Source organism: Bradyrhizobium erythrophlei, assembly GCF_900129425.1.
Classification (GTDB): Bacteria; Pseudomonadota; Alphaproteobacteria; order Rhizobiales; family Xanthobacteraceae; genus Bradyrhizobium; species Bradyrhizobium erythrophlei_C.
Map to the genome: position 1 here is coordinate 848,493 of NZ_LT670817.1, position 22,683 is coordinate 871,175.

At 63.0% G+C, this 22,683-nt stretch carries 21 protein-coding genes and 1 tRNA gene; 8 read left to right on the forward strand and 14 right to left on the reverse strand.

Going from position 1 to position 22,683, the window contains the following annotated elements:
• Positions 1-57: 57 nt before the first annotated feature.
• On the reverse strand, positions 58-333 hold the full coding sequence (locus B5527_RS04160) for a metal-sensitive transcriptional regulator (protein WP_079607052.1): 276 nt from the start codon (positions 331-333) through the stop codon (positions 58-60).
• Positions 334-386: 53 nt separating this feature from the next.
• Here B5527_RS04160 and B5527_RS04165 point away from each other — a divergent pair, with 53 nt between their 5' ends.
• Positions 387-2,855 carry a heavy metal translocating P-type ATPase gene (locus tag B5527_RS04165; protein ID WP_079600148.1) on the forward strand — a complete coding sequence of 823 codons (2,469 nt, stop codon included), beginning with the start codon at positions 387-389 and terminating at the stop codon, positions 2,853-2,855.
• Between the two features lie 179 nt (positions 2,856-3,034).
• The gene (locus B5527_RS04170) at positions 3,035-3,910 is read left to right on the forward strand and encodes a carotenoid biosynthesis protein (RefSeq protein WP_079600149.1); all 876 of its coding nucleotides are present in this window, start codon (positions 3,035-3,037) and stop codon (positions 3,908-3,910) included.
• Positions 3,911-4,145: 235 nt separating this feature from the next.
• Here the strand turns inward: B5527_RS04170 and dapA are convergent, their stop codons facing one another.
• Positions 4,146-5,081, reverse strand: a complete 936-nt coding sequence (dapA, locus tag B5527_RS04175) for a 4-hydroxy-tetrahydrodipicolinate synthase (RefSeq protein WP_079600150.1) — start codon at positions 5,079-5,081, stop codon at positions 4,146-4,148.
• A gap of 36 nt (positions 5,082-5,117) precedes the next feature.
• Between dapA and B5527_RS43395 the strand changes: the two genes are divergently transcribed.
• Positions 5,118-5,261 (forward strand): hypothetical protein, encoded by a 144-nt coding sequence (locus B5527_RS43395; protein ID WP_154072003.1) that lies wholly within the window; start codon positions 5,118-5,120, stop codon positions 5,259-5,261.
• Positions 5,262-5,556: 295 nt separating this feature from the next.
• Here B5527_RS43395 and B5527_RS04180 read toward each other — a convergent pair whose 3' ends face one another.
• Both B5527_RS04180 and trxB read right to left on the reverse strand, forming a co-directional pair.
• The gene (locus B5527_RS04180) at positions 5,557-6,480 is read right to left on the reverse strand and encodes a LysR family transcriptional regulator (protein WP_079600151.1); all 924 of its coding nucleotides are present in this window, start codon (positions 6,478-6,480) and stop codon (positions 5,557-5,559) included.
• Positions 6,481-6,482: 2 nt separating this feature from the next.
• Positions 6,483-7,448 (reverse strand): thioredoxin-disulfide reductase, encoded by a 966-nt coding sequence (gene trxB / locus B5527_RS04185; RefSeq protein ID WP_079600152.1) that lies wholly within the window; start codon positions 7,446-7,448, stop codon positions 6,483-6,485.
• A 267-nt stretch (positions 7,449-7,715) separates the two neighbouring features.
• Here trxB and B5527_RS04190 point away from each other — a divergent pair, with 267 nt between their 5' ends.
• Positions 7,716-8,195 carry an Lrp/AsnC family transcriptional regulator gene (locus B5527_RS04190; protein WP_079600153.1) on the forward strand — a complete coding sequence of 160 codons (480 nt, stop codon included), beginning with the start codon at positions 7,716-7,718 and terminating at the stop codon, positions 8,193-8,195.
• A 132-nt stretch (positions 8,196-8,327) separates the two neighbouring features.
• On the opposite strand, the gene B5527_RS04195 is transcribed toward B5527_RS04190, so the two are convergent.
• The 6 genes from B5527_RS04195 to B5527_RS04215 form a co-directional block, all read right to left on the reverse strand.
• The gene (locus B5527_RS04195) at positions 8,328-8,735 is read right to left on the reverse strand and encodes a DoxX family protein (protein ID WP_079600154.1); all 408 of its coding nucleotides are present in this window, start codon (positions 8,733-8,735) and stop codon (positions 8,328-8,330) included.
• 10 nt (positions 8,736-8,745) lie between these two features.
• Positions 8,746-9,141: a DoxX family protein gene (locus tag B5527_RS04200; protein ID WP_079600155.1), complete on the reverse strand. Its 396-nt coding sequence runs from the start codon at positions 9,139-9,141 to the stop codon at positions 8,746-8,748.
• A gap of 215 nt (positions 9,142-9,356) precedes the next feature.
• The gene (gene greA, locus B5527_RS04205; protein WP_079600156.1) at positions 9,357-9,833 is read right to left on the reverse strand and encodes a transcription elongation factor GreA; all 477 of its coding nucleotides are present in this window, start codon (positions 9,831-9,833) and stop codon (positions 9,357-9,359) included.
• A 172-nt stretch (positions 9,834-10,005) separates the two neighbouring features.
• Entirely contained in the window at positions 10,006-13,338 is a 3,333-nt protein-coding gene (gene carB, locus B5527_RS04210) for a carbamoyl-phosphate synthase large subunit (protein ID WP_079600157.1), read from the reverse strand.
• 265 nt (positions 13,339-13,603) lie between these two features.
• Positions 13,604-13,680, reverse strand: a tRNA-Ala gene (locus B5527_RS43400).
• 72 nt (positions 13,681-13,752) lie between these two features.
• The gene (locus B5527_RS04215; protein WP_079600158.1) at positions 13,753-14,448 is read right to left on the reverse strand and encodes a class I SAM-dependent methyltransferase; all 696 of its coding nucleotides are present in this window, start codon (positions 14,446-14,448) and stop codon (positions 13,753-13,755) included.
• Positions 14,449-14,574: 126 nt separating this feature from the next.
• Here B5527_RS04215 and B5527_RS04220 point away from each other — a divergent pair, with 126 nt between their 5' ends.
• On the forward strand, positions 14,575-15,102 hold the full coding sequence (locus B5527_RS04220) for a Dps family protein (RefSeq protein ID WP_079600159.1): 528 nt from the start codon (positions 14,575-14,577) through the stop codon (positions 15,100-15,102).
• Between the two features lie 238 nt (positions 15,103-15,340).
• Here B5527_RS04220 and B5527_RS04225 read toward each other — a convergent pair whose 3' ends face one another.
• The 3 genes from B5527_RS04225 to carA form a co-directional block, all read right to left on the reverse strand.
• On the reverse strand, positions 15,341-15,868 hold the full coding sequence (locus tag B5527_RS04225; RefSeq protein ID WP_079607053.1) for a hypothetical protein: 528 nt from the start codon (positions 15,866-15,868) through the stop codon (positions 15,341-15,343).
• 94 nt (positions 15,869-15,962) lie between these two features.
• Positions 15,963-16,433, reverse strand: a complete 471-nt coding sequence (locus tag B5527_RS04230) for a PaaI family thioesterase (protein ID WP_079600160.1) — start codon at positions 16,431-16,433, stop codon at positions 15,963-15,965.
• A gap of 194 nt (positions 16,434-16,627) precedes the next feature.
• Positions 16,628-17,818 carry a glutamine-hydrolyzing carbamoyl-phosphate synthase small subunit gene (gene carA / locus B5527_RS04235; protein ID WP_079600161.1) on the reverse strand — a complete coding sequence of 397 codons (1,191 nt, stop codon included), beginning with the start codon at positions 17,816-17,818 and terminating at the stop codon, positions 16,628-16,630.
• A gap of 160 nt (positions 17,819-17,978) precedes the next feature.
• On the opposite strand from carA, the gene B5527_RS04240 reads away from it, so the two are divergent.
• Both B5527_RS04240 and B5527_RS04245 read left to right on the forward strand, forming a co-directional pair.
• The gene (locus tag B5527_RS04240) at positions 17,979-18,680 is read left to right on the forward strand and encodes an alpha/beta fold hydrolase (protein ID WP_079607054.1); all 702 of its coding nucleotides are present in this window, start codon (positions 17,979-17,981) and stop codon (positions 18,678-18,680) included.
• A gap of 78 nt (positions 18,681-18,758) precedes the next feature.
• Complete coding sequence (locus B5527_RS04245) at positions 18,759-19,214, forward strand: GatB/YqeY domain-containing protein (RefSeq protein ID WP_079600162.1); 456 nt, start codon at positions 18,759-18,761, stop codon at positions 19,212-19,214.
• Positions 19,215-19,363: 149 nt separating this feature from the next.
• Here the strand turns inward: B5527_RS04245 and B5527_RS04250 are convergent, their stop codons facing one another.
• Entirely contained in the window at positions 19,364-20,662 is a 1,299-nt protein-coding gene (locus B5527_RS04250; RefSeq protein ID WP_172842477.1) for an IS4 family transposase, read from the reverse strand.
• A gap of 215 nt (positions 20,663-20,877) precedes the next feature.
• Here B5527_RS04250 and B5527_RS04255 point away from each other — a divergent pair, with 215 nt between their 5' ends.
• Entirely contained in the window at positions 20,878-22,488 is a 1,611-nt protein-coding gene (locus B5527_RS04255) for an acyl-CoA synthetase (RefSeq protein WP_079600164.1), read from the forward strand.
• The last annotated feature ends 195 nt before the right edge of the window (positions 22,489-22,683 follow it).

The following is a 22,683-nucleotide window of genomic DNA, read 5'->3' on the forward strand; positions in this document are numbered from 1 at the left end:
GCCGGCCTGTGCAAGGCCGACCTCGGTGTCCCCGACAGCCATCGCTGACGCCGTGAACTACCGATCCGCGCGGCCGACCACGTCCATCAATTCCGCGATCTTGCGGCGCTGATCGGCCTTGTCGCCGGACGAAATCGCATGCTCGACGCAATGGGCGATGTGGTCACGCAGGATTTCCTCCTCGACCCGTCGCAGCGCCGCCTTTGCCGCGGCGATCTGCGTCACCACGTCGATGCAATAGCGGTCGTCCTCGACCATCCCGGCGAGGCCCCGGATCTGGCCTTCAATTCGTTTCAATCGTTTCAGGCAGGAGGTCTTGATCTCTGTTCTCATCACGCTCATATACCCCCCTAGGGTATGTTATTCAAGTGGCCAGGAGAGCTTTGATGGCGCAGGTGGATCAGGATCACGCACACGGTACCGGCGCGGCTCACGCCGGCCATCACCATGGCGCGAAGGCGCAATCCTGCTGCGGCGGAAAGTACGGCGACGGAGACAAGGACGCCGGAACAGCCGCGGCCATCGATCCGGTCTGCGGCATGACCGTCAACCGGGAGACCGCGAAGCACCGCTTCTCCTACCAGGGACAAGAGCATCTCTTCTGCTCGGCGCGCTGCCGCGGGCGTTTCGAGGCCGAGCCCGCAAAATACCTGCAGCCGAAACAGCCCGAGCCCGCGGCGCCGGCCGGCACCATCTACACCTGTCCGATGCACCCCGAGGTGCGGCAGGTCGGCCCCGGCAGCTGCCCGATCTGCGGCATGGCGCTGGAGCCCGAACAGGTCTCGCTCGACGATGCGCCCGACCCCGAACTGATCGACACGACCAGGCGGTTCTGGATCGCGCTGGCGCTGACGCTGCCGGTGTTCGTCATCGAGATGGGCAGCGATTTCGGCCTGATGCATCTGGTGCCGCCGGTGTGGTCGAACTGGATCTCGTTTGCGCTTTCGACGCCGGTGGTGCTGTGGGCGGGCGCGCCGTTTTTCGTTCGCGGCTGGCGCTCGCTAGGGCTTGATCCCGAAAAGTGGCTTTCCGGTTTTCGGACCGGATCAAGCCTCGATAAAAAAGCCACGCGCAATCTCAACATGTTCACGCTGATCGCGATGGGCACCGGCGTGGCCTTCCTCTACAGCGTGGTCGGCACGCTGGCGCCGCAGCTGTTTCCGCCGGCGTTTCGCGACATGAACGGCATGGTCGCGGTGTATTTCGAGGCGGCCGCCGTCATCACGGTTCTGGTGTTGCTGGGCCAGGTGCTGGAACTGCGGGCGCGCCAGCGCACGTCAGGCGCGATCCGCGCGCTGCTGGGGCTGGCACCGAAAACCGCGCGGCGCATCACGTCTGATGGTGACGAGGACGTCGCGATCGATGCGATCGCGCTCGGCGATTTGTTGCGGGTGCGTCCCGGCGAGAAGATTCCGGTCGATGGCATCGTCACCGAAGGCCACAGCTTTGTCGATGAATCCATGGTGACCGGGGAGTCGATGCCGGTGCCGAAGGCCGAGGGCGACAAGGTGATCGGCGGTACCGTCAATCAGCGCGGCGGATTGATCCTGCGCGCGGACAAGATCGGCCGCGACACCATGCTGGCGCGGATCGTCGACATGGTGGCGCGGGCGCAGCGCTCGCGGGCGCCGATCCAGCGGCTCGCCGACCAGGTCGCCGGCTGGTTCGTGCCGGCGGTGATCGCGGCGGCGCTATTGGCATTCGCGGCCTGGATGATGTTCGGGCCGGAGCCGCGCTTCACGTTCGGTCTGGTCGCGGCCGTGACGGTGCTGATCATCGCCTGTCCCTGCGCGCTGGGCCTGGCCACCCCGATGTCGATCATGGTCGGGGTCGGACGCGGCGCGCATTCAGGAATTCTGATCCGCGACGCCGAGGCGCTGGAGCGGTTCGAGAGCATCGATACCATCGTGCTCGACAAGACCGGCACGCTCACCGAAGGCAAGCCCCGGGTGGTGTCGATCGTCACCGCAGGCGACATCGACGAAGCCGAATTGCTGCGGCTCGCCGCCAGTGTCGAGCGCGGCAGCGAGCATCCGCTCGCGATAGCGATCCTGAAAGCCGCCGGCGAGCGCCAACTGAGCCTCGGCGAGGCCGGCGATTTTGCGTCGCCTTCCGGAAAGGGCGCGACCGGTGTCGTCGACGGCAAGAAAATCGCGCTCGGCAACGCGATGCTGATGAGCGAACTGAACATCGTCACACGGGATCTCGATGCCGCCGCCGAGGCCGCGCGCCAAACCGGCGCCACCGCGATCTATGTGGCGATCGACGGCCGCGCCGCCGGAATCATCGCCATCGCCGATCCGGTGAAATCCTCGGCGAAGGCCGCCCTGCGGAAATTGCGCGAGGACGGTCTGCGCATCGTCATGCTGACCGGCGACAACCTCACCACCGCGCGCGCGGTGGCGAACACGCTCGGCATCGACGAGATCGAGGCCGGCGTCCTGCCGGAGCGCAAGAGCGACGTGGTGCAGCGGCTGCGCGGGGAAGGCCGCCGCGTCGCCATGGTCGGTGACGGCGTCAATGACGCGCCGGCGCTCGCCGCCGCCGATGTCGGCGTTGCCATGGGCGGCGGAACCGACGTTGCGATCGAAAGCGCCGGGGTCACGCTGTTGACCGGCGATTTGATCGGTATCGTGCGGGCCCGGCGGTTGTCGGTCGCGACCATGCGCAACATCCGCCAGAACCTCGGCTTCGCCTTTCTGTACAATGCCGCCGGCATCCCGATCGCCGCCGGAGTGCTCTATCCCGTTTTCGGGATCCTGCTGTCGCCGATGGTCGGCGCCGCCGCGATGGCGCTGTCGTCGGTCAGCGTGATCGGCAACGCGCTGCGGCTGGCGCGTACGAAACTGGATTGAGCGGACAGGTCGATCGCGTCATCTCCGCTTCGTCTGCCCGCGTCATTACCCGAGCCGTATCTCAGCGCTGGCGAGGACGCGCTACCGGTTCTGTCCGGCGCGGGGCGCCGGGGCAGGTTTCACAAGAAGGATCATGCGTGTTAGCCTTTTTGGCGAGCAAGACTTTTCGGGATCATTCGATGACTGCGAGGGAGAATCTCGAAGCTGGAAGTTTCTCTCTTTCCCGGCGCGGGATTGTCGCGTGGGGAGTTATCGTCGCCTATCTGGTTTTGGTCGTCCTCTTTGCCTGGAATCCGACGCCCTTTGCCCAAGGGCTGGCAGCGATTGGTTTTGCGGGCGCTCTGGGCCATTGCGCGTTGAGCTACGGCTTGAAAAATACGCTGGCCTTGCTCGCCATTTGCATGGCCGTAACTTTCACGATGGAAAACATCGGCAGCTCCACGGGGTTGATCTTTGGCCGATATCATTTTGAGGTGGGTGCGCAACTACCCCACATTGGAATGATTTCCGTCATTGTTGGCGGCGTATGGTTCGGTATGGGCTATTTCGCCTGGATCGTCGCGGCAACCATGCTCGGTGAGGCTGACCGGAATTTGAACGAGCGCTTCAATGTCATAGCGCTGCCGCTTGTCGCCGCCTTCGTGATGACCCAATGGGATTTCGTCATGGATCCGCCCGAGGCGACGATTTCGAAAGCCTGGATTTGGCACGATGGTGGCGCGGACTTTGGCGTTCCGCTCACGAATTATCTGGGCTGGCTCCTGACCTCATGGATGTTCTATCAGCTCTTTGCCCTGTATCTTGCCCGGCGGCGCGATGTTCAATTGCCTCGGCGGGATATCGCGTTGCGCCTCGTCGCAATTTTGTTTTACGCGTTCTCGGGGCTCACGCACCTGACCCCTTGGCTTATGGGACAGGCCGGCGACGTCGCCGATGCCGCCGGCCATATCTGGCGCATCCAGGATTTGCGCGAAATGGCGGTCGCGGTCATGCTCTTCACCATGTTCTTTACCTCGATGCTCGCGGTGTTGCGGCTGATAAGAGACGATGGGTAATGCAATGGTGCGACAGCCACCTTCCCGATGTCTAACGCATTTTCCAGTTGTGTCGAACCACCATCAGGCACCCAACGGGCCTGATGGTTCGAGACGCGCGGCGTTGCCGCGCTCCTCACCATGAGGGTCTCAGACCTCATCCTGAGGAGCATCGCGAAGCCATGCGTCTCGAAGGATGATGCCACCGAACTGTAAAGTGCCCTAGAAAATCCGGATGGCTTCGTCGTGGAACCTGTCATCGGGCGCATTCGCGCGACCCGTTGGCTCGCAGTGACGACCGCCGCTCGATTTCCCTGTCGAGACGTGCGGCGAGCTCGGTGCTCACTTCCGTCATCGGCAACCGCACCTCGGCGCTCTCGATCAGTCCGGTGCGCCACAGCCAATACTTGATCGGCGCCGGGCTCGGCTCGGCAAACAACAGCCGCGTGAGCTCATCGACCGATTGCCAGAGCGTCAACGCCGCGGCGCGCTCGCCCGCTGCCATCAGCCGCCAGATCTTGGCAAAAATTTCCGTTTCGACATGCGCAGATGCCAAAATGCCGCCGTCGGCGCCATCGGCCAGCGCTTCCTGATACTGCGCATCCTCGCCGGTGAACACCGCGAAGTCATCCGGTCGCCGGCGCAACAGATCGAGCGACTGGGTGCGATCCGCCGAACAATCCTTCAGCCCGACGATGTTGGGATGAGCCGCCAACCGCAGCATCGCTTCGTTGCCGAGATTGACGCCGGTCCGGTAGGGAATGTTGTAGATCATCACCGGGTGCGCGGCATGATCCGCAAGCGCGGTGAAGTGCAGCTCCAGGCCGCGCTGCGACGGCCGCGAATAATACGGGCAGGAAATCAGATAGGCGTCGATCGGCCACGCCGCTGTTCGCTGCAGGGCATCCAGTAATGCACGTGTGTTGCTGCCGGACAGGCCGAGGCAGACTGGAAGCTTGCTGGCTTCGTCCCGCACGGTGAAGACCAGCCGTTCGGTCTCAGCGGGCTCCAGCGTCAGGCTTTCGCCGGTCGTGGCCGCAAGAACCAGTCCGTTGACGGGCAAATTGGCGTAGTGCCGCACCAGCCGCCGCAGCGACGGCTCGTCAAGCTCGCCATTGCAAAACGGCGTGATCAGCGGCAGCCAGAGGCCCTGCAGGCAAGTTCGAAGGTCGGAAGTCCGAAGGTCGTTCATGGTCCATTCTCCCTAGGGTTGAGTCGGAGACGGGGCATGAAAAAACCCCGTCCGGACGGCGGGGTTTTGCAGATCGGTGCGAAACACAAGGCCTATCGCATGCGTCGATCCGAACTCCCCGCAAGTGGAGCTTTTTTCGACAGCGTGACAGTGCACGGATTCGTGATCATTGGGGGATGATGGTGGGCGACGCCGAAGCTGTCAACGGCCGGAAACTGCGAAGCCGGGTGCCCGCGCGGATGCGCTGCAAAAAAAAGCCGGGCTCCAGAGAGCCCGGCTTAAGGTATTGGCCACGTGAGGCCGACACAATCACCTTCCAAGAGGGATTACTGAACGCCCGCGCCACTGGAGGAGGGGGACAAATGCGCAACGCGAATGCTCAGCGTACAAACATTATGATCCCCGTTGGCGACGTGCGGCAACCATTCGCTCCGCATGTCAGTCATGCGGGGATCGGGGGCTTATCGAGTGATAATCACGATGGCCAGCGCTGCGCTTTGCTCACCACGAAGTCGCGGAACACCTGCACCCGCGCCACCGTCTTCAACTCTTCGGGATAGACGAAGTAGGTATCGAGCTGAATAGAATCGGATTCTCCAAACAGCTGCACCAGGCGGTTATTTTCCTCCACCAGATAGTCCGGCAGCGCCGCGATCCCGAGTCCCTGCTGGCACGCGCGCACCAGTCCAAGGATGTTGTTGACCTTGAAAAACGCCTCGCGCGGCCCGGAGCCATTGCGGCCGGCATCGATCAGCCAGCTGCGGTTCGCAAGATGCGCCGGAACCTGGGAATCGCTCAGCATGATGATGCGATGGGCGTCGAGGTCGTCGAGGGTACGCGGTGTGCCGAAGCGCTTGATGTATTCCGGCGAGCAATAGGCATGGAAGCCGATCGAGAACAGCTTGCGCTGGATCAGATCGGGCTGGGTCGGCTTGCGGGTGCGGATCGCCACATCGGCCTCGCGCATCGAGAGGTCGAGGTCCTCGTCGGTGACGATCATGGAAATCCGGATCTCCGGATAAAGCGCGGTGAATTCATGCAGCCGCGGAATCAGCCAGTTGATGCCAAGCGCCGGCGGCGTCGTGATCTTGAGGTCGCCGCTCGGCCGCTCGCGGCTGTCGGTCAGTTTCGCCCGCGCCGCCTGCAGCTGCATGAACACGTCATGGGCGGTGCGAAACAGCAGGTCGCCCTGCTCGGTGAGAATGAGTCCGCGCGCGTGACGATGGAACAGCGATACCGAAAGCTCCTGCTCCAGCGCGCTGACCTGCCGGGAAACGGCCGATTGCGACAGGCCAAGCTGCTCGCCGGCATGCGTGAAGCTTCCCGCTTCCGCCGCCGCGTGAAACACCTTCAGCTTGTCCCAATCCATATCAGTAAATCCGTCGCGGGTTCGAGCCATGATTATTCTGCCGCCGCGCGATCGCTCGCGCGCAAGGCGATAAAGCGTTCGGCCTCAAGCGCAGCCATGCAGCCAAGGCCTGCGGCCGTGACGGCCTGCCGGTAGGTTTCGTCGGCGACGTCGCCGGCGGCGAATACGCCGGGCACCGAGGTCGCGGTCGAGTTCGGCGCCACCTCGACATAGCCGGACGGTTTCAGCTTGATCTGGCCGAGGACCAGCTCCGTCGCCGGCGCGTGCCCGATCGCGATGAAGACGCCGTCCGCCGGCAGTTCGCTCAAGCGGCCGGTTTTGACGTTCTTCAACCTGACATGGGTGACCTTGCCCGGGTTCTCGGTGCCGCAGATTTCGTCGACGGCGCTGTCCCAGACCACCGCGATCTTGGGATGCTTGAACAGCCGCTCCTGCAGGATGCGCTCGGCGCGGAAGTGATCGCGGCGATGCACGATGGTCACGCGTGAGGCGAAATTGGTGAGAAACAGCGCTTCCTCGACCGCGGTGTTGCCGCCGCCGACCACCACGACTTCCTTGCCGCGATAGAAAAATCCGTCGCAGGTCGCGCAGGCCGACACGCCGAAACCCTTGAATTTTTCTTCCGACGGCGTGCCCAGCCAGCGCGCCTGCGCGCCGGTGGCGAGAATGACCGTTTCGGCCAGATAGACGTCGCCGCTGTCGCAGGTCAGCCGGAACGGCTGATGCGCGAGATCGAGCTTGACGACGAGATCGGTGACGATCTTGGTGCCGACATGGGCGGCCTGCTTCTCCATCTGTTCCATCAGCCAGGGGCCCTGGATGACGTCGGCGAAGCCCGGGTAATTTTCCACGTCGGTGGTGATGGTGAGCTGGCCGCCGGGCTGGATGCCCTGGATCAGCACGGGTTCCAGCATGGCGCGGGCGGCATAGATCGCGGCGGTATAGCCGGCCGGGCCGGAACCGATGATGACGACCTTGGCGTGGATGGGGGCAGGCATGGGCAGATCCCTCTCTTAACGGAATTTGGTCAGTGTTTGAGTGGAAAGCGCCCGGAAACTCATCGCGGCGACGCCTAAGGTGTCAAATCCAAGTCTAGAATATCTGGCGAGCTATGCAAGAATTGCAATCCATATCGGCGAAATTTCCCCGCAACTGCGATAAATGGCGCAGCGCACGCGCAATAAAATTGCGCAAGGCCAGCCAGCTGCGCTAAGAGAGTTGCCGATATTGCCGCTACGCTTTCTCAGCCCAGGACCTGGACCCGCGTGTCGAAGAATCTTGACGAAATCGACCTTAAAATCCTCAGCGAAATCCAGGCCGACGGCCGAATCACCAATGTTGAACTGGCCAAGCGCGTCGGCATTTCGCCGCCGCCCTGCCTGCGCCGGGTGCGAACGCTGGAGGAGGAGGGATACATTCAGGGCTATCGCGGGCTGCTGGATCCGCGCCGGCTCGGCTTCGACGTCACGGTGTTCGCGTCGGTGCATCTTTCCAGCCAGGCCGACGCCGATCTGCGCGCGTTCGAGGAATTCGTGCGCGCCGAGCCGCTGGTGCGGGAGTGCTGGATGCTGTCGGGCGAAGTCGACTTCATCCTGAAATGCGTCGCGCCCGACATGGCGACGTTCCAGGATTTCGTCGCGCACCTGACCGGGGCGCCGCATGTGCGCAATGTCAGGACATCGCTAGTGCTGCACAATTCAAAATATGAAGCCGCGGTGCCGCTGGAATTCAAGGTTCGGAGCTGACGCCAGCGTCATTCCGGGGCGCGCGCCAGCGCGAACCTCGGATTTGCAATTGCACATCGGGGAATATCGAGATTCCGGGTTCGACGCTTTCGCGTCGCCCCGGAATGACAGCATAGTAGGGCGAGCGCGTCCTCAGCGTTTGCCGCGCATCACCGCATCGAGGCTCAACGGGCCGCCGCCGGCGCAGGTGAGATAGAGGCAAGCGAAGCAGAACATGATCGCGAGGTTGCCGCTGTTGAGCAGCGGGATGAAATTCCGCGGAAAATGCTCGATGAAATAGGCGAATGCCATTTCGCCGCACAGGATAAAGGCCGCGAGTCGCGAGAACAGGCCGAGGATCAAAAGTCCGCCAAAAACCAACTCAACCATCCCGGCGGTGCCGAACAACGAAAGCGCCTGCACTTTCTCGAACATCGGCACCGGCGGAAATTTCAAAAGCTTCGCCACGCCGAACTGAAACAGCAACAGGCCGGTGATGATGCGCAAGATGCTGAGAACCATCGGCTCCCCGGCCGCAAGCAATTTGTTGAACTTGTCCATGATCGCCCCCTCAATTCCGTTTCATCGCAGCGTCGACGCTCCACGGTCCTGCGCCCGCGGTCGAAAGATAGAGGCAGGCAAAGCAGTACATGATGGCGAGCGTGCCGCCGTTGACCAGCGGATAAAAGCTCTTCGGCGCATGAACCATAAAATAGGCGACGGCCATTTCGCCGGAGAGGATGAAAGCCGCCGGCTGGGTAAAAAGACCGAGGATCAGGAGCGCGCCGCCGATCAGCTCGATGAAGCCGGCGGCGCCGATCAGCGAAAACGGCTGCAGGTTGGCAAAGGCCGGTACCACGGGCCAGCCGATGATCTTGGCCATGCCGTGCTCGATGATCATCAGTCCCGTGATGATGCGAAACACGCTCAACGCACGCGGCGTCCACGCCGCGAATTTTTCATTCATGATAGTCCCCCAAAGGTTCGACGCGCTCGATTCGTATCGTGTCGCGGCTCAGAGGGAAAGCATTTCGCCATAACAAAATAGGCAACGTACCGCAGGGCAGCATAGGAATAATGCGGCCGGCAAAGTGTTGCCGGCCGGCAGGGAGGCGGTCTCAAGACAAAAAGCCGGGAATGATCCCGGCCCTTTGTCAGTTCGCGAAATTCAAGACGCCGGTGCTAGCGCCACTCGACCTTGGTGATCTCATAGGCCTTGGCGCCGCCGGGGGCGACGACTTCGACGGAGGCGCCCTTCTTCTTGCCGATCAGCGCGCGCGCCAGGGGCGAGGTGATGGAGATGCGGCCCTTCTTGGCGTCGGCTTCCGGCTCGCCGACGATCTGCCACACCGCTTTCTTGTCGGTATCCTCGTCGACCAGCGTGACGGTCGCGCCGAACTTGATGGTGTCCCCGGAGAGCTTGCTGATATCGATGATATCGGCGCGCGCAAGCTTGTCTTCCAGCTCGGCGATACGGCCTTCGTTGTGGGCCTGCTCTTCCTTCGCGGCGTGATATTCCGCGTTCTCCGAAAGGTCGCCATGCGAGCGCGCCTCGGCGATATGCTCGATGATGCGCGGACGCTCCACCGACTGGCGCTGCTTCAATTCGACCTCAAGGGCGGCATAGCCGCCGGCGGTCATCGGAACCTTTTCCATCATCTCTCTAATCCTTCAATCGCGCGCGCCATCTGGCAGCACGCACGAGACGCTTTTCAGATTGCATTTTCGGGGCGGTAAGCGCCGAAACAGAACATCCGCATGGCCGGTGAGTTCCAGCCATACCGCCTTTATTGCCAATCGGTTAGCGGGCGTTCCAGCCCGGCCACAGCGATCAGGGTTCGGAAGAAAAATAACTCTGCAGCGTGCGGACCTCAAGGTCCCCGTCCAGATAGGCGCGGATGCCCTGCGCGGCCGCCACGGCCCCCGAAAGAGTGGTGTAATATGGCACTTTATGCAAGAGGGCAGCGCGTCGCAACGAGCGGCTGTCGGCCAGCGCCTGCGGCCCCTCCGTGGTGTTGAACACCAGGTGGATGTCGCCGTTCATGATGGCGTCGACGATATGCGGCCGCCCCTCCAGCACCTTGTTCACTTTTTCGGTCGGGATGCCGAAATCGGTCAGGAAACGCTGCGTGCCCGAGGTGGCCATCACCTTGAAACCCAGCGAGTATAATAGCCGCACCGCTTCGGCGATCCTGACCTTGTCGATCTCGCGGACGGAAACGAACACCGTGCCCTTGCGCGGCACCCGGGTGCCGCCGCCGATCTGGCTTTTGGCGAACGCCACTTCGAACGAGCGGTCGATGCCCATCACCTCGCCGGTCGAGCGCATCTCCGGGCCGAGCACGGTATCGACGCCGGGGAAGCGGGCGAACGGAAATACCGACTCCTTGACGCCGACATGGCCGAGCTTGCGCTTCTTCAATTTGAAGTCCGCGAGCTTCTCGCCGGCCATCAGCCGGGCGGCGATCTTCGCCACCGGCATGCCGATCACCTTGGCGACGAACGGCACCGTTCGCGACGCCCGCGGATTGACCTCGAGCACGTAGATGTCGCCGTCCTTGATGGCGTATTGCACATTCATCAGTCCGACCACGTCGAGGCCGAGCGCCAGTTCGCGGGTCTGCCGCTCCAGTTCGCCGATCATCTGGGCGTCGAGCGAATGCGGCGGCAGCGAGCAGGCGGAGTCGCCGGAGTGAATGCCGGCTTCCTCGATATGCTCCATGATGCCGACGATGAAGGTGTCCTCGCCGTCGCACAGGCAGTCAACGTCGATCTCGATGGCGTCGGTCAGATAACGGTCGAACAGCAGCGGATTGGTGCCGAGTACGGTATTGATCTGGCCGGTCTTGTCGTTGGGATAACGCGCCTTGACGTCACCCGGCACCAGCTCGGGCAGGGTGCCGAGCAGGTAGTCGCCGAGCTGGCTTTCCTCGCGGATGATCTGCATGGCGCGGCCGCCGAGCACATAGGACGGACGCACCACCAGCGGCAGTCCGAGATCGGCGGCCACCAGCCGCGCCTGCTCGACCGAATAGGCGATGCCGTTTTTCGGCTGCTTCAGCCGAAGCTTGTCGAGCACGCGCTTGAAGCGGTCGCGGTCTTCGGCCAGATCGATGGCGTCGGGCGAGGTACCGAGGATCGGCACGTCGGCCGCCTCCAGCGCGCGGGCGAGTTTCAGCGGGGTCTGGCCACCGAACTGCACGATCACGCCGTGCAGGGTGCCGTTCTTGCGCTCGGTGGCGATGATTTCGAGCACGTCCTCTGCCGTCAGCGGCTCGAAGTACAATCGATCGGCGGTGTCGTAGTCGGTCGACACCGTTTCCGGATTGCAGTTGATCATGATGGTTTCATAACCGGCGTCGTGCAGCGCAAAGCACGCATGGCAGCAGCAGTAATCGAACTCGATGCCCTGGCCGATCCGGTTCGGGCCGCCGCCGAGAATGATGACCTTGTTCTTGTCGGACGGCGCGCTCTCGTCGGCGAGCACGCCGGCGAACGGCGATTCATAGGTCGAATACATATAGGCGGTCGGCGAGGCGAACTCGGCGGCGCAGGTGTCGATGCGCTTGAACACGGGGCGCACCCCGAGCGCGCGGCGCTGCGCCGTCACGGCGGCCTCGGTGGTCTGCGCCAGCACCGCCAGCCGGGCGTCGGAGAAACCCATCGCCTTGAGGCTGCGCATCCCGAACGCGTTGGCGGGCAGGCCGCTGTTCTTGATCTTGCTCTCCATCTCGACGATGCCGCGCATCTCCGCCAGAAACCACGGATCGATCTTGCAGGAGGTGAAGATTTCCTCGTTGCTCCAGCCGAGCCGCATCGCCTGCGCCACCTGCAACAGACGGTCCGGCGTCGGCGTGCCCAGCGCGGCGCGGACCGCGTTCTTGTCGTCGCTGCGGCCGAGACCCTCGATCTCGATTTCGTCGAGCCCGGTCAGCCCGGTTTCCAGGCCGCGCAGCGCCTTTTGCAGGCTTTCCTGGAAGGTGCGGCCGATCGCCATCACTTCGCCGACCGATTTCATCGAGGTGGTCAGCGTGGTGGAGGCGCCGGGAAATTTCTCGAACGCAAAGCGCGGGATCTTGACCACGACGTAGTCGATGGTCGGCTCGAACGAGGCCGGCGTGGCGCCGCCGGTGATGTCGTTGGCGATTTCGTCGAGGGTGTAGCCGACCGCGAGCTTGGCGGCGACCTTTGCGATCGGAAAACCGGTCGCCTTCGACGCCAGCGCCGAGGAGCGCGACACCCGCGGATTCATCTCGATCACGACCATGCGGCCGTCGGCCGGATTGACGCCGAACTGCACGTTGGAGCCGCCGGTCTCGACCCCGATCTCGCGCAGCACCGCCAGCGAGGCGTCGCGCATGATCTGGTATTCCTTGTCGGTCAAGGTCAGCGCCGGCGCCACCGTGATGGAATCACCGGTGTGCACGCCCATCGGATCGAGGTTCTCGATCGAGCAGATGATGATGCAATTGTCTTTTTTGTCGCGCACCACCTCCATCTCGAACTCTTTCCACCCCAGCACTGATTCCTCGATCAGGACTTCGTCGGTGGGGGAGGCGTCGATGCCGCGTTCGACGATCTCGATGAACTCGGCCTTGGTGTAGGCGATGCCGCCGCCGGTGCCGCCCATGGTGAAGGAGGGGCGGATGATCGCGGGCAGGCCGATGTCGTCGAGCGCACGCAGGCCGTCCGGCAAATTCTTGATCTGCACCGAGCGCGGCGTTTCCAGCCCGATCCGGGTCATGGCTTCGCGGAAACGGCCGCGATCCTCGGCCTTGTCGATGGCGTCGGCGGTGGCGCCGATCATCTCGACGTCGAACTTGGCGAGAGTTCCTTGCTTGCGCAGCGACAGCGCGCAGTTCAGGGCGGTCTGGCCGCCCATGGTGGGCAACAGCGCAAAGCCGCCGGGAACGACGTGCCGTTCCTTCTCGATGATCTTGGCAACGATTTCCGGCGTGATCGGCTCGATATAGGTGGCGTCGGCCAATTCCGGGTCGGTCATGATGGTGGCCGGATTGGAATTGACCAGGACGATGCGATAGCCCTCTTCCTTCAGCGTCTTGACCGCCTGGGTGCCGGAATAATCGAATTCGCAGGCCTGGCCGATCACGATGGGACCGGCGCCGATGATCAGGATGGTGGAAATGTCGGTTCTTTTGGGCATCAAGTCTCACGGACAGGGAATTAGGCACAAAAAAAGGGCGCGCATACCGCGCGTCCCTTGACCCCTAGCGCCAGGTTGCCCTTGCGCGCGGGGTGGTCTTTAGAACAGATTCCGCAACCGCGAAAGAGCCTTAAAGGCCCCATCAACCGGCATTTGGGCGTTTGAACCCGCGGAACCCGCCTACGCTCTTCGAGCTACGGCGCGGCAGCCTTCGTCGGAAGGCGGGAAGCGGCTTGCCGAGCCGAAGCTGCGGAGCAGCGAAGGCTGGAGGCCCGGCCTGGATTTGAACCAGGATAAAGAGCAATGCACTGCTCCCGCGTCGACGCTTTCCGCCACCGGGCCGATCCCGTTATCGCCGATCACGCCGGGGCGGGCCATGTTTACCGCTGATTAAGGATAACCGGTCGGCGCCGACTAAAACGCGGGCCACGCCACGAACGTCATCCGCCATGGATTGTGCCCGATATTGGAATGGGCGCGCGAGGCGGTAAATCCGGCTGCCGCGAGCTTCGCGACCATCTCGGTTTCGCCGTAACGCTGCAGCCCGACGCGCGCGCGCAATTGCCGGTAGTCCGACAATGCGGTTGAGACCAGCCCGATCAGGGCGTCTTTGAGGAAGCCATGGGTCGCCGCGAAGCGCAGCAGCGCGATCACGTCTCTGGCCATGCCGACCTCAGGGCGCAAAACGTCGCCCAGCACCAGCCGGCCGCCCGGTTTCAATAGCCGCCGGATCACCGCGAAAGCCTGATCGAGGTCGCCCGGCGCCATGTATTGGACCACCGAATTCATCACCGCGAGATCGATGGAATTTTCCTCCATTTTCCGCAAATCATCGAGCGAACGGACCCTGATTTTGGTGTTCGGGGCAAACCGGGCGATCAGCCGGCCGCGCACGCCCGGCGCGGGCTCGGCGAGGTAGAGCTTGCCGCAGGCCTCCGCTACCCGTGCGGCTGACAAGGCCTCGCCGCAGGCATAATCCAGCACCACCGCATCGGCTGATGGGATGTAGCCGATGATGTCCCTGGCGATCAGCTGAAAATGCAGGTCGCGATGCAGCCTGCTCGCATAAATCGTATGCGTGGAATCGTAGTAGTCGATCCAATCGTCCATGGTCGCGGGAGTCCGGCAAAACAGGGGTTCCGGCGGGGGAACCGGCATCTACATGATGCGTTAGATGGTCCGGCGGCCGGTGTCCAACGCCGTCAATGTCCGGGTTTCCTAACAGGAAGGTGCATCGTGAGCAAAGCCAAGTCTGACAAAGTGTCTCCCGATCTCGATACGCCCACTGATCTGCCGCCGGCGGCGGTCGAGAAGATCTCGGCGGCCCTCAACGTGCTGCTGGCGGATGCCTTCGCGCTCTACCTGAAGACCAAGAATTTCCACTGGCATGTCAGCGGACGGCACTTCCACGACTATCATCTGATGCTCGACGACCAATCGGATGCGATCTTCGCGAGCACCGATCAACTCGCCGAACGCGTCCGCAAGCTCGGCGGCACCACGCTGCGCTCGATCGGTCAGGTCAGCAAATTGCAGACCATCAAGGACAACAACGAAGAATATGTCCCGCCGCGCGAGATGCTGCGCGAGCTGATGGAGGACAACAAGCACATGGCCGCCGCGATGCGAAAGGCCCACGAACTCTGCGACGACCACAAGGATTCCGGTACCGCCGGGCTATTGGAAACCTTCATCGACGAAACCGAACGCCGCACCTGGTTCCTGTTCGAAGCCAGCCGCCAGGAAGGCAGCAACGCGGCGTAGATGCGGTTGCTGGCTCGCTTTGCGCAAAGCCTCGAGTGGAAAGGGCAAAGAAAAGAATCGGCGCCAGTCGCATCGCCCTCTCCCCTTGCGGGAGAGGGCATCACTGGCGCCAACAACAATTTCGCTGCGGTGAGGGGTTGGCTCCGCAAGCGCTTCGCTCGCGGACAGAACCCCTCATCCGGCAGCCTTCGGCTGCCACCTTCTCCCGCAAGGGGAGAAGGAAAGAGGGCACGCGCAATTAGCGCCGCTTCCACAACCTCACCAGCGGACCATCTGCCCCCATCACCGGGTCGGTCTTCGGCAGTTTGACCGCCGGAATCGTCTTCAGCGCTTTCCGGTGATTTTCGGGCGTCGGCCGCGTGACGTGCATTTTCGGGCCGGGCGGATACGCCCCGACCACGGAAAAATCAGAACTCGCCGACAGGCATTGATGGCCGGTGCCGGCGGGGAGAATGGCGACATCGCCGGCCGCGATCTCGAATTCCTTGCCGCCGTCGCCGCCGAAGCGGACCCGGGCATGGCCGCGCGCGACGCCGAGCGCTTCGTGCACCGTCGCGTGATAGTGCAGGTAATCGTAGACGCCGTTGCGCCACATATCGCCCCAGCCATTGGCGCCGAACAGTCCCTCGATTGTTTTCTCGGGGTGGTCGCTATCGACTGAAATCGCCCGCTTGTAGACCAGAAACGGCATCGGGTTGTTGGGGACTGACCCGTCGTCCGCAAAGACGAAGGCGAGCGGTTCGACGTCCGCGCTGACGACTGACATGGCCATTCTCCCGTGCTTGAGGATGAGCGCGGATTCAACCGATGTCAGCGCTTCACGTTCCCTTCGCGGTTTGCGTTGTCGTTTATTTGGCCGTTTACTTTGCCGTTTCCTTGGGGATCTCGAACACCAGGCAGGTCGTGGTGGCATGGGCGAGCAAGCGGCCCTTGCTGTCGGTGATCCGCGCCTCGGCGGTCGCGGTGCGGACCGCGCCGGTATCCCTGGTCATGCCCCGGATAAAACTGATCTTGAATTCGAGCGTGGTATAGCCGGTCCCCGGCGGCAGCATCGAGTGGACCGCAAGCCCCATCGCCGAATCAAGCAAAGTGGCGGCATAGCCGCCATGCACCGAGCCGATCGGATTGTAATGCCGGAAGCCGGGAACGCTGTGCATCACCACCACGCCCGGCTCGGCCGTGGAGTCGAAGGGCTCGATGGTCTGCATGATCGGCGGCGCCGGCAATGTTCCGTCGAAGATGGCGCGGACGAAATCGATACCCGCCATCGATGCCATCACTTGGGGAGGCGTGACGCCGTATTCGACGGCGGGGGCGGATGGATCGTCCATGGGGGCGGTTCCTGCGGCGGTGTATGATGATGGACATCATATTAAATGCTCGGGCGGCCCGCCAGCGCTTTTGATCCCACTCATTCGTCACGCCCGGACTTGATCCGGGCATCCATCATTCTTCGAAAAAGCTGGATTGCCGGGTCAAGCCCGGCAATGACGAGTTAGAGAGTCCCTGCGGTGCAGGGGAGCCTCTACCCGCCCTTGTTCGCCCGCATCAAATCCGCGAACCGCTTGAACAGGTAATGCGAGTCGCGCGGGCCGGGCGAGGCTTCGGGGTGGTACTGCACCGAGAATACCGGCTTGCCGTCGAGCTGGATGCCGCAATTGGAGCCGTCGAACAGCGAGATGTGGGTCTGGGTTGCTCCCTCGGGCAGGGTCGCCTGATCCACGGCAAAGCCGTGGTTCATCGAGGTGATTTCCACCTTGCCGGTGGTCTCGTCCTTGACCGGATGATTGGCGCCGTGATGGCCCTGATGCATCTTCTTGGTCTTGGCGCCGACGGCGAGGCCCAGCATCTGATGTCCCAAACAAATGCCGAAGGTCGGCATGCCCGAATTGATGACCTGCTGGATCACCGGCACGGCATATTTGCCGGTCGCGGCGGGATCGCCGGGGCCGTTGGAGAGGAACACGCCGTCGGGCTTCATCGCCAGGATGTCCTCGGCCGAGGTGGTCGCCGGCACCACCGTCACCTTGCAGCCTTCGCCGGCGAGCAGCCGCAGGATGTTGCGCTTGATGCCGTAGTCGATGGCGACGACGTTGAACTCGGGCGCGGTTTGGCGGCCAAAACCTTTTTCCCAGGCCCACGGCGTCTCGTCCCAGGTGAAGCGCTGGCCCGACGTCACCATCGGCACCAGGTCCATGCCTTCGAGGCCGGGCCATTCGCGCGCCTCTTCCTTGAGCCCGTGCAGGTCGAAGTGGCCGTCTTTGGCGTGGGCGATCACGGCGTTCGGCATGCCCTTGCTGCGGATCAGCGCGGTCAGCGCGCGGGTATCGATTCCGGAAAGACCGATGATGCCGCGCGCCCTCAGCCATTGGTCGAGATGGCGCGAAGCGCGGTAATTCGACGGGTCGGTGATGGCGGAGCGCAGGATCACTCCGCGGGCGCCCGGCGTCGCCGCCATGTTCACGGTTTCGATGTCTTCGTCGTTGGTGCCGACATTGCCGATATGCGGAAAGGTGAAGGTGATGAGCTGCCCGGCATAGGAGGGATCGGTGAGAATCTCCTCATAGCCGGTCATCGCGGTGTTGAAGCAGACTTCGCCGACCGCGTGGCCTTCCGCGCCGAGGCCGAAGCCTTCCAGCACGGTGCCATCGGCAAGCACGAGGAGCGCGGTCGGTTTGTGATCCGGCCAGGCTGAGGGGTTTTCAGGGGTTGTCATGAACGCATTACATAGTCGTCGCATGCGCGTGCGTCAAAGCCGGAAACTGCGGATTCACATGCGCTTTCCCGCTGATTTGACAGGCGGCGCGCGGGTCCTAATCTGCGATTCCCGCCGTCTGATCGATTTACCCCGAAAATTGCCCAATCCGGAGCCGTGCATGGACAATACGATGCCGATTTTGCTCGTTCCCGGTCTGGTTTCATCGCCCAGAATATTCGCACCCGTCGTGCCCGCTATGTGGCGATTCGGGCCCGTGACCGTGGCCAATCACAAGCGCGACGACAGCATCGGCGCGATCGCGCGGCGGATTTTGGCCGAGGCGCCGCCGCGTTTCGCGCTGGCCGGGCATTCGATGGGCGGCTACATCGCCTTCGAGATCATGCGGCAGGCGCCGCAGCGGGTAGCAAAACTGGCGCTGATCAATACCCAGGCGCGCCCCGATACGCCGGATGCGACCGCGCGCCGCCGCGGCCAGATGGCGCGGGCGCAAGCCGGCGGCTATCGCGCCGTGCTCGACGAACTGTTTCCCGGCTTCGTGCATCCGTCGCGGCGCGAGGACTCCGGCTTGCGCCAACTGGTGCACGACATGGGCGAGGATGTCGGCGCCGACGCCTTCGTCCGCCAGCAGACCGCTGTCATGGGCCGGGCGGATTCGCGGCCGACGCTCACCGCGATTGCCTGTCCGACGCTGGTCCTGACCGGCGATGAGGATAACACCATCCCCAACGCGCTGTCGGTGGAGATGGCGGACCGCATTCCCGGCGCCAAACTCACCATCCTTCCGCAGTGTGGCCACCTTCCGCAGGTGGAACAGCCGCAGGCGACCGCGGATGCTCTGGTCGGATGGCTGCTGATCTGAGTTGTCTGGTTGGCGCGAACGGCCTAGATCAGGGGCTCATGACGATGCGGCCCTTGGGGTTCGCGAGAGGACAGGACGATGCTGCGCGACGACATCAACAATGCGGTCAAGGACGCGATGCGGGCCAAGGACGAGCGCAAGCTGTCCACGCTGCGGATGGTCAATTCCACCATCAAGAACGCCGACATCGCCGCGCGCGGGGAAGGAAAACCGCCGCTCAGCGACGCCGACCTGCTTTCTGTGTTCCAGAAGATGATAAAACAGCGCCAGGAATCCGTGGAATTGTACGACAAGGGCGGCCGCGCCGAACTCGCCGCAGCAGAGCGCGAGGAGATCGCGATCATCTCGGCCTATCTGCCGAAGCAGATGTCGGAAGCCGACGTCAAGGCGGCGATTTCAGCCGCGATCGCCGAGACCGGTGCCGCCGGGATGAAGGACATGGGCAAGGTGATCGGCGTCCTGAAGGCGAAATACGCCGGGCAGATGGATTTTGCGAAGGCCAGCGGCATGGTGAAGGCGGCGCTGACGGGGTGAGTTTGTCGTCGCGCGGATCGTACCTCTTCCCTTCTCCCCTTGTGGGAGAAGGTGGCGCGGACGAAGTCCGTGCCGGATGAGGGGTCTGCATCCGCTGAGAGAGACCCCTCACCCGCCTCGCTTCGCTCGGCACCCTCTCCCACAAGGGGCTAAGGCGTGCACACATCTCTGAGTCTCCAACCCTGAGCCATTTGTTCGAAGCGATGCCAGCCACGGCGCATGGTGATTGGGCCCGGTGGGCGTTCGGAGGTGTAACCGGTCCAGCCACCGAGGCGCGCAACAATCCAGGCGAGCCAGCCGATCGATCGCCTGGGATGAGGATTTTTCTGCTTGGCTGTTTTGCCTTCGAGACGGATCTGCAAGGCCTCGAGCATTGGCAATTGTTCCACCGCTACCACGTCGGTGGCCGGGCGATCGACCGTGCCGTCGCGGGCGAGGACGAGCTGCATGATCTTGGTGGCGGCAATCATTGCGATGGCGGCAAGCTTGAACAAGGCATCGGCCGCTTCGACCTGGCTGCTCTCAAGGTCGAGACCCTGGCTCTTGCTGGTGCGGAACAGCTGTTCGACGTGCCAGCGCTCGCGATACCAACCAACGATCTCCAAGGCCTGCGCAACCGTCGTAACCTCATGAGTGGTAAGCAGACGCCAGTGGATCGGCCCCTCGACGGCGGTATCAAGCTCCCTGACCTCGACCAGACGCAAGGTCAATTGATGCGCGGCTGCGGGATCGCTGCAGTTGCCCGGGCGCTTGATCGTCACTTCGCCAAAGCGCAGCGCCACCTTGGCCGTGCGAGCCGGGCGACCGGGCTGGGCTCGGACCTCCAGCTTGAAGCGATGCCGGACCGGCCAGCTTTCGGTAATGCCAAACAGCCGACCGCCACCCACCAAGGCGCGATCACGACAGGCACGCGTGAGCAGATGGGTGCGCGCGTCAGGTATCCGGTCAAACTCTTCGTAAATATCGCTCTCGCGGTCGCCGATCACGGTGACCATCGCTGCCGCAGCAAGCGCGCTCTTGGCGCTCGCCGCCCCCTTAATCCAACGATAGGATTCTTTCTCTTCGATCGGTTGACGCCGGTAATCAGGGGACGCTGGCCCCTGACGCGTCCAGATCTGCATTCCAGCCAACCCGAGCAAGGCTCCGCTGCCCGCATCAATCGCCAGCACGGGGTGCACAAACAAGCCCGGATCGCGTCCGTTGCCGGATGGCCCAAGACCCCGGACCCGTCCGGCGTGCCTGGCATAGTTCAGTTCCGTCGTGTCCTGGATTGCAAGCACATGCAGGCCCGCGACACGGTCCGACAGAACTTCTGCATTATGCACAGCAATTTCGTTCGCTGTCACATTCGGATTATTCAGCCAGCGGCTGAACCCCACCCACTCAGCTCGGCCGTCGGACGCCGCACGCAGGTTCATCGTGACGCGTTCAACGGCGCGCTGCAACAACAGCGCCCCCTTTTGGCCAGTCGCACATCGCCAAAGCGACCGACTGACCAATCCATCCCTTCCATCAATGCGATCATCCTTCTTGTGGACCGCAATGCAAGGAATCAGACTCGATTCACTCATGGCAAGAAAAATGTTATTGAAATTGTGTGCACGCCTTAGCCCACAAGGGGAGAGGGTTTGTCCCGCGACCGCATTGGTCTAGTCTCTCCGCCATGCTCACCGAAGCCTCCAATTACGACGATCTCTATCGCAACTTCCGCTGGGAGATTCCGGCGCGGTTCAACATCGCGACCGCGTGCTGCGATCGCCATGCCGACGGCTCGGGCCGGCTGGCGCTGATCTATGTCGATGAGGACGGCGGCGGTGCGCGCACCTCGTTCGACGACATCAGCGAGATGTCGCGCCGTTTTGCCAATGTGCTGAAAGCCGACGGCCTTGCGCGGGGCGACCGCGTCGCGGTGTTCCTGTCGCAGTCGCTGGAACTGCCCATTGTGCACATGGCGGCGTTCCGTGCCGCGTTGGTGTCGATTCCGCTGTTTGCGCTGTTCGGCGAGGATGCGCTGGAGTTTCGTCTGTCGAATTCGGGCGCGAGGGCCATCGTCACCGACGAGACGGGATGGGAGAAGCTTGCAAAAATCCGCGACCGGCTTCCGGATCTTCGCAACGTATACCTCATTGGCGATGGCACTCATGCCGGCACCAGGTCGTTCTGGCCGTCGCTCAGGTCGGCGTCGGCGGAATTTGCGACCGTCGATACCGCGGCCGACGATCCCGCGATGATCATTTACACCTCGGGTACGACGGGCAATCCCAAGGGCGCGCTGCACGGCCATCGCGTGGTGCTCGGCCATCTGCCGAATGTCGAGATGTGCCATGATTTCCTGCCCAAGCCCGGCGACCTGATGTGGACGCCGGCCGACTGGGCCTGGATCGGCGGCCTGATCAACGCGCTGCTCGGCGGCTGGTATCATGGCGTGCCGATCGTCGGCCACCGCGCGCGAAAATTCGAGGCGCAGGCGGCGATGCAGATGATGGCCGACCACGGCATACGCAACGTGTTCCTGCCGCCGACGGCCTTGAAATTGATGCGGCAGGCCGGCGTCAGCCACGCCGGCGTCAGGCTGCGCAGCATCTTCACCGGGGGAGAGTCACTGGGCGGTGAATTGCTGGACTGGGTGCGCGCGACCTTCGGCATCGATGCCCACGAAGTCTACGGCCAGACCGAGTGCAATCTCGTGGTCGGCAGCAACGCAAAACTGTTTCCGATCCGCCCGGGCTCGATGGGCAAGGCGACGCCCGGCTTCGACGTGCGCATCGTCGACGCGGAGGGCAACGAACTGCCGCGCGGAAAACGCGGCATCATCGGCGTGCGCCAGCCCAATCCCTGCACCATGATCGAATACTGGAAAAATCCGGAAGCGACCGCAAAAAAATACGCCGGGGAATTCCTGCTCACCGGCGATCTCGGCGTGCAGGACGACGACGGCTATTTCTGGTATGTCAGCCGCGAGGATGACGTGATTACCACCGCCGGTTATCGCGTCGGGCCGTCGGAAATCGAGCACACGCTGATGAAGCATCCGGCGGTGGCGATGTCGGCGGTGGTCGGAATTCCCGATCCGATCCGCACCGAAGCGATCAAGGCGTGGATCGTGCTGCGGCCGGGCTTTGCGCCTACTGATGCGCTGGCGCGCGAGATCCAGGATTTTGTGAAAGTGCAACTCGCCGCGCATGAATATCCACGCTTCGTGCAGTTCGTGGAAACGTTGCCGATGACGGCGACCGGCAAAGTACTGCGGCGGGAGTTGCGGGCGCTGGGGTAGCGCCCACACACCCCCATCGTCATTGCCGGGCTTGACCCGGCAATCCATCGCTTCACGAGAATCTTGAAGGTGGATGGAGACGCGGGTCAAGCCTGCGTATGACGACTGAATACGTTGAAGCATCGCCGTGCTCTCTTAACCTCGCCCCGCTTGCGGGGAGAGGTCGAAATTCTCGCATCGCGAGAATTTCGGGTG

Coding starts and splice junctions, on each gene's coding strand:
- B5527_RS04160 (WP_079607052.1), bottom strand. CDS start 333: ATGAGAACAGAGATCAAGACCTCCTGCCTGAAACGATTGAAACGAATT.
- B5527_RS04165 (WP_079600148.1), top strand. CDS start 387: ATGGCGCAGGTGGATCAGGATCACGCACACGGTACCGGCGCGGCTCAC.
- B5527_RS04170 (WP_079600149.1), top strand. CDS start 3,035: ATGACTGCGAGGGAGAATCTCGAAGCTGGAAGTTTCTCTCTTTCCCGG.
- dapA (WP_079600150.1), bottom strand. CDS start 5,081: ATGAACGACCTTCGGACTTCCGACCTTCGAACTTGCCTGCAGGGCCTC.
- B5527_RS43395 (WP_154072003.1), top strand. CDS start 5,118: ATGAAAAAACCCCGTCCGGACGGCGGGGTTTTGCAGATCGGTGCGAAA.
- B5527_RS04180 (WP_079600151.1), bottom strand. CDS start 6,480: ATGGCTCGAACCCGCGACGGATTTACTGATATGGATTGGGACAAGCTG.
- trxB (WP_079600152.1), bottom strand. CDS start 7,448: ATGCCTGCCCCCATCCACGCCAAGGTCGTCATCATCGGTTCCGGCCCG.
- B5527_RS04195 (WP_079600154.1), bottom strand. CDS start 8,735: ATGGACAAGTTCAACAAATTGCTTGCGGCCGGGGAGCCGATGGTTCTC.
- B5527_RS04200 (WP_079600155.1), bottom strand. CDS start 9,141: ATGAATGAAAAATTCGCGGCGTGGACGCCGCGTGCGTTGAGCGTGTTT.
- greA (WP_079600156.1), bottom strand. CDS start 9,833: ATGATGGAAAAGGTTCCGATGACCGCCGGCGGCTATGCCGCCCTTGAG.
- carB (WP_079600157.1), bottom strand. CDS start 13,338: ATGCCCAAAAGAACCGACATTTCCACCATCCTGATCATCGGCGCCGGT.
- B5527_RS04215 (WP_079600158.1), bottom strand. CDS start 14,448: ATGGACGATTGGATCGACTACTACGATTCCACGCATACGATTTATGCG.
- B5527_RS04225 (WP_079607053.1), bottom strand. CDS start 15,868: ATGTCAGTCGTCAGCGCGGACGTCGAACCGCTCGCCTTCGTCTTTGCG.
- B5527_RS04230 (WP_079600160.1), bottom strand. CDS start 16,433: ATGGACGATCCATCCGCCCCCGCCGTCGAATACGGCGTCACGCCTCCC.
- carA (WP_079600161.1), bottom strand. CDS start 17,818: ATGACAACCCCTGAAAACCCCTCAGCCTGGCCGGATCACAAACCGACC.
- B5527_RS04240 (WP_079607054.1), top strand. CDS start 17,979: ATGGACAATACGATGCCGATTTTGCTCGTTCCCGGTCTGGTTTCATCG.
- B5527_RS04245 (WP_079600162.1), top strand. CDS start 18,759: ATGCTGCGCGACGACATCAACAATGCGGTCAAGGACGCGATGCGGGCC.
- B5527_RS04255 (WP_079600164.1), top strand. CDS start 20,878: ATGCTCACCGAAGCCTCCAATTACGACGATCTCTATCGCAACTTCCGC.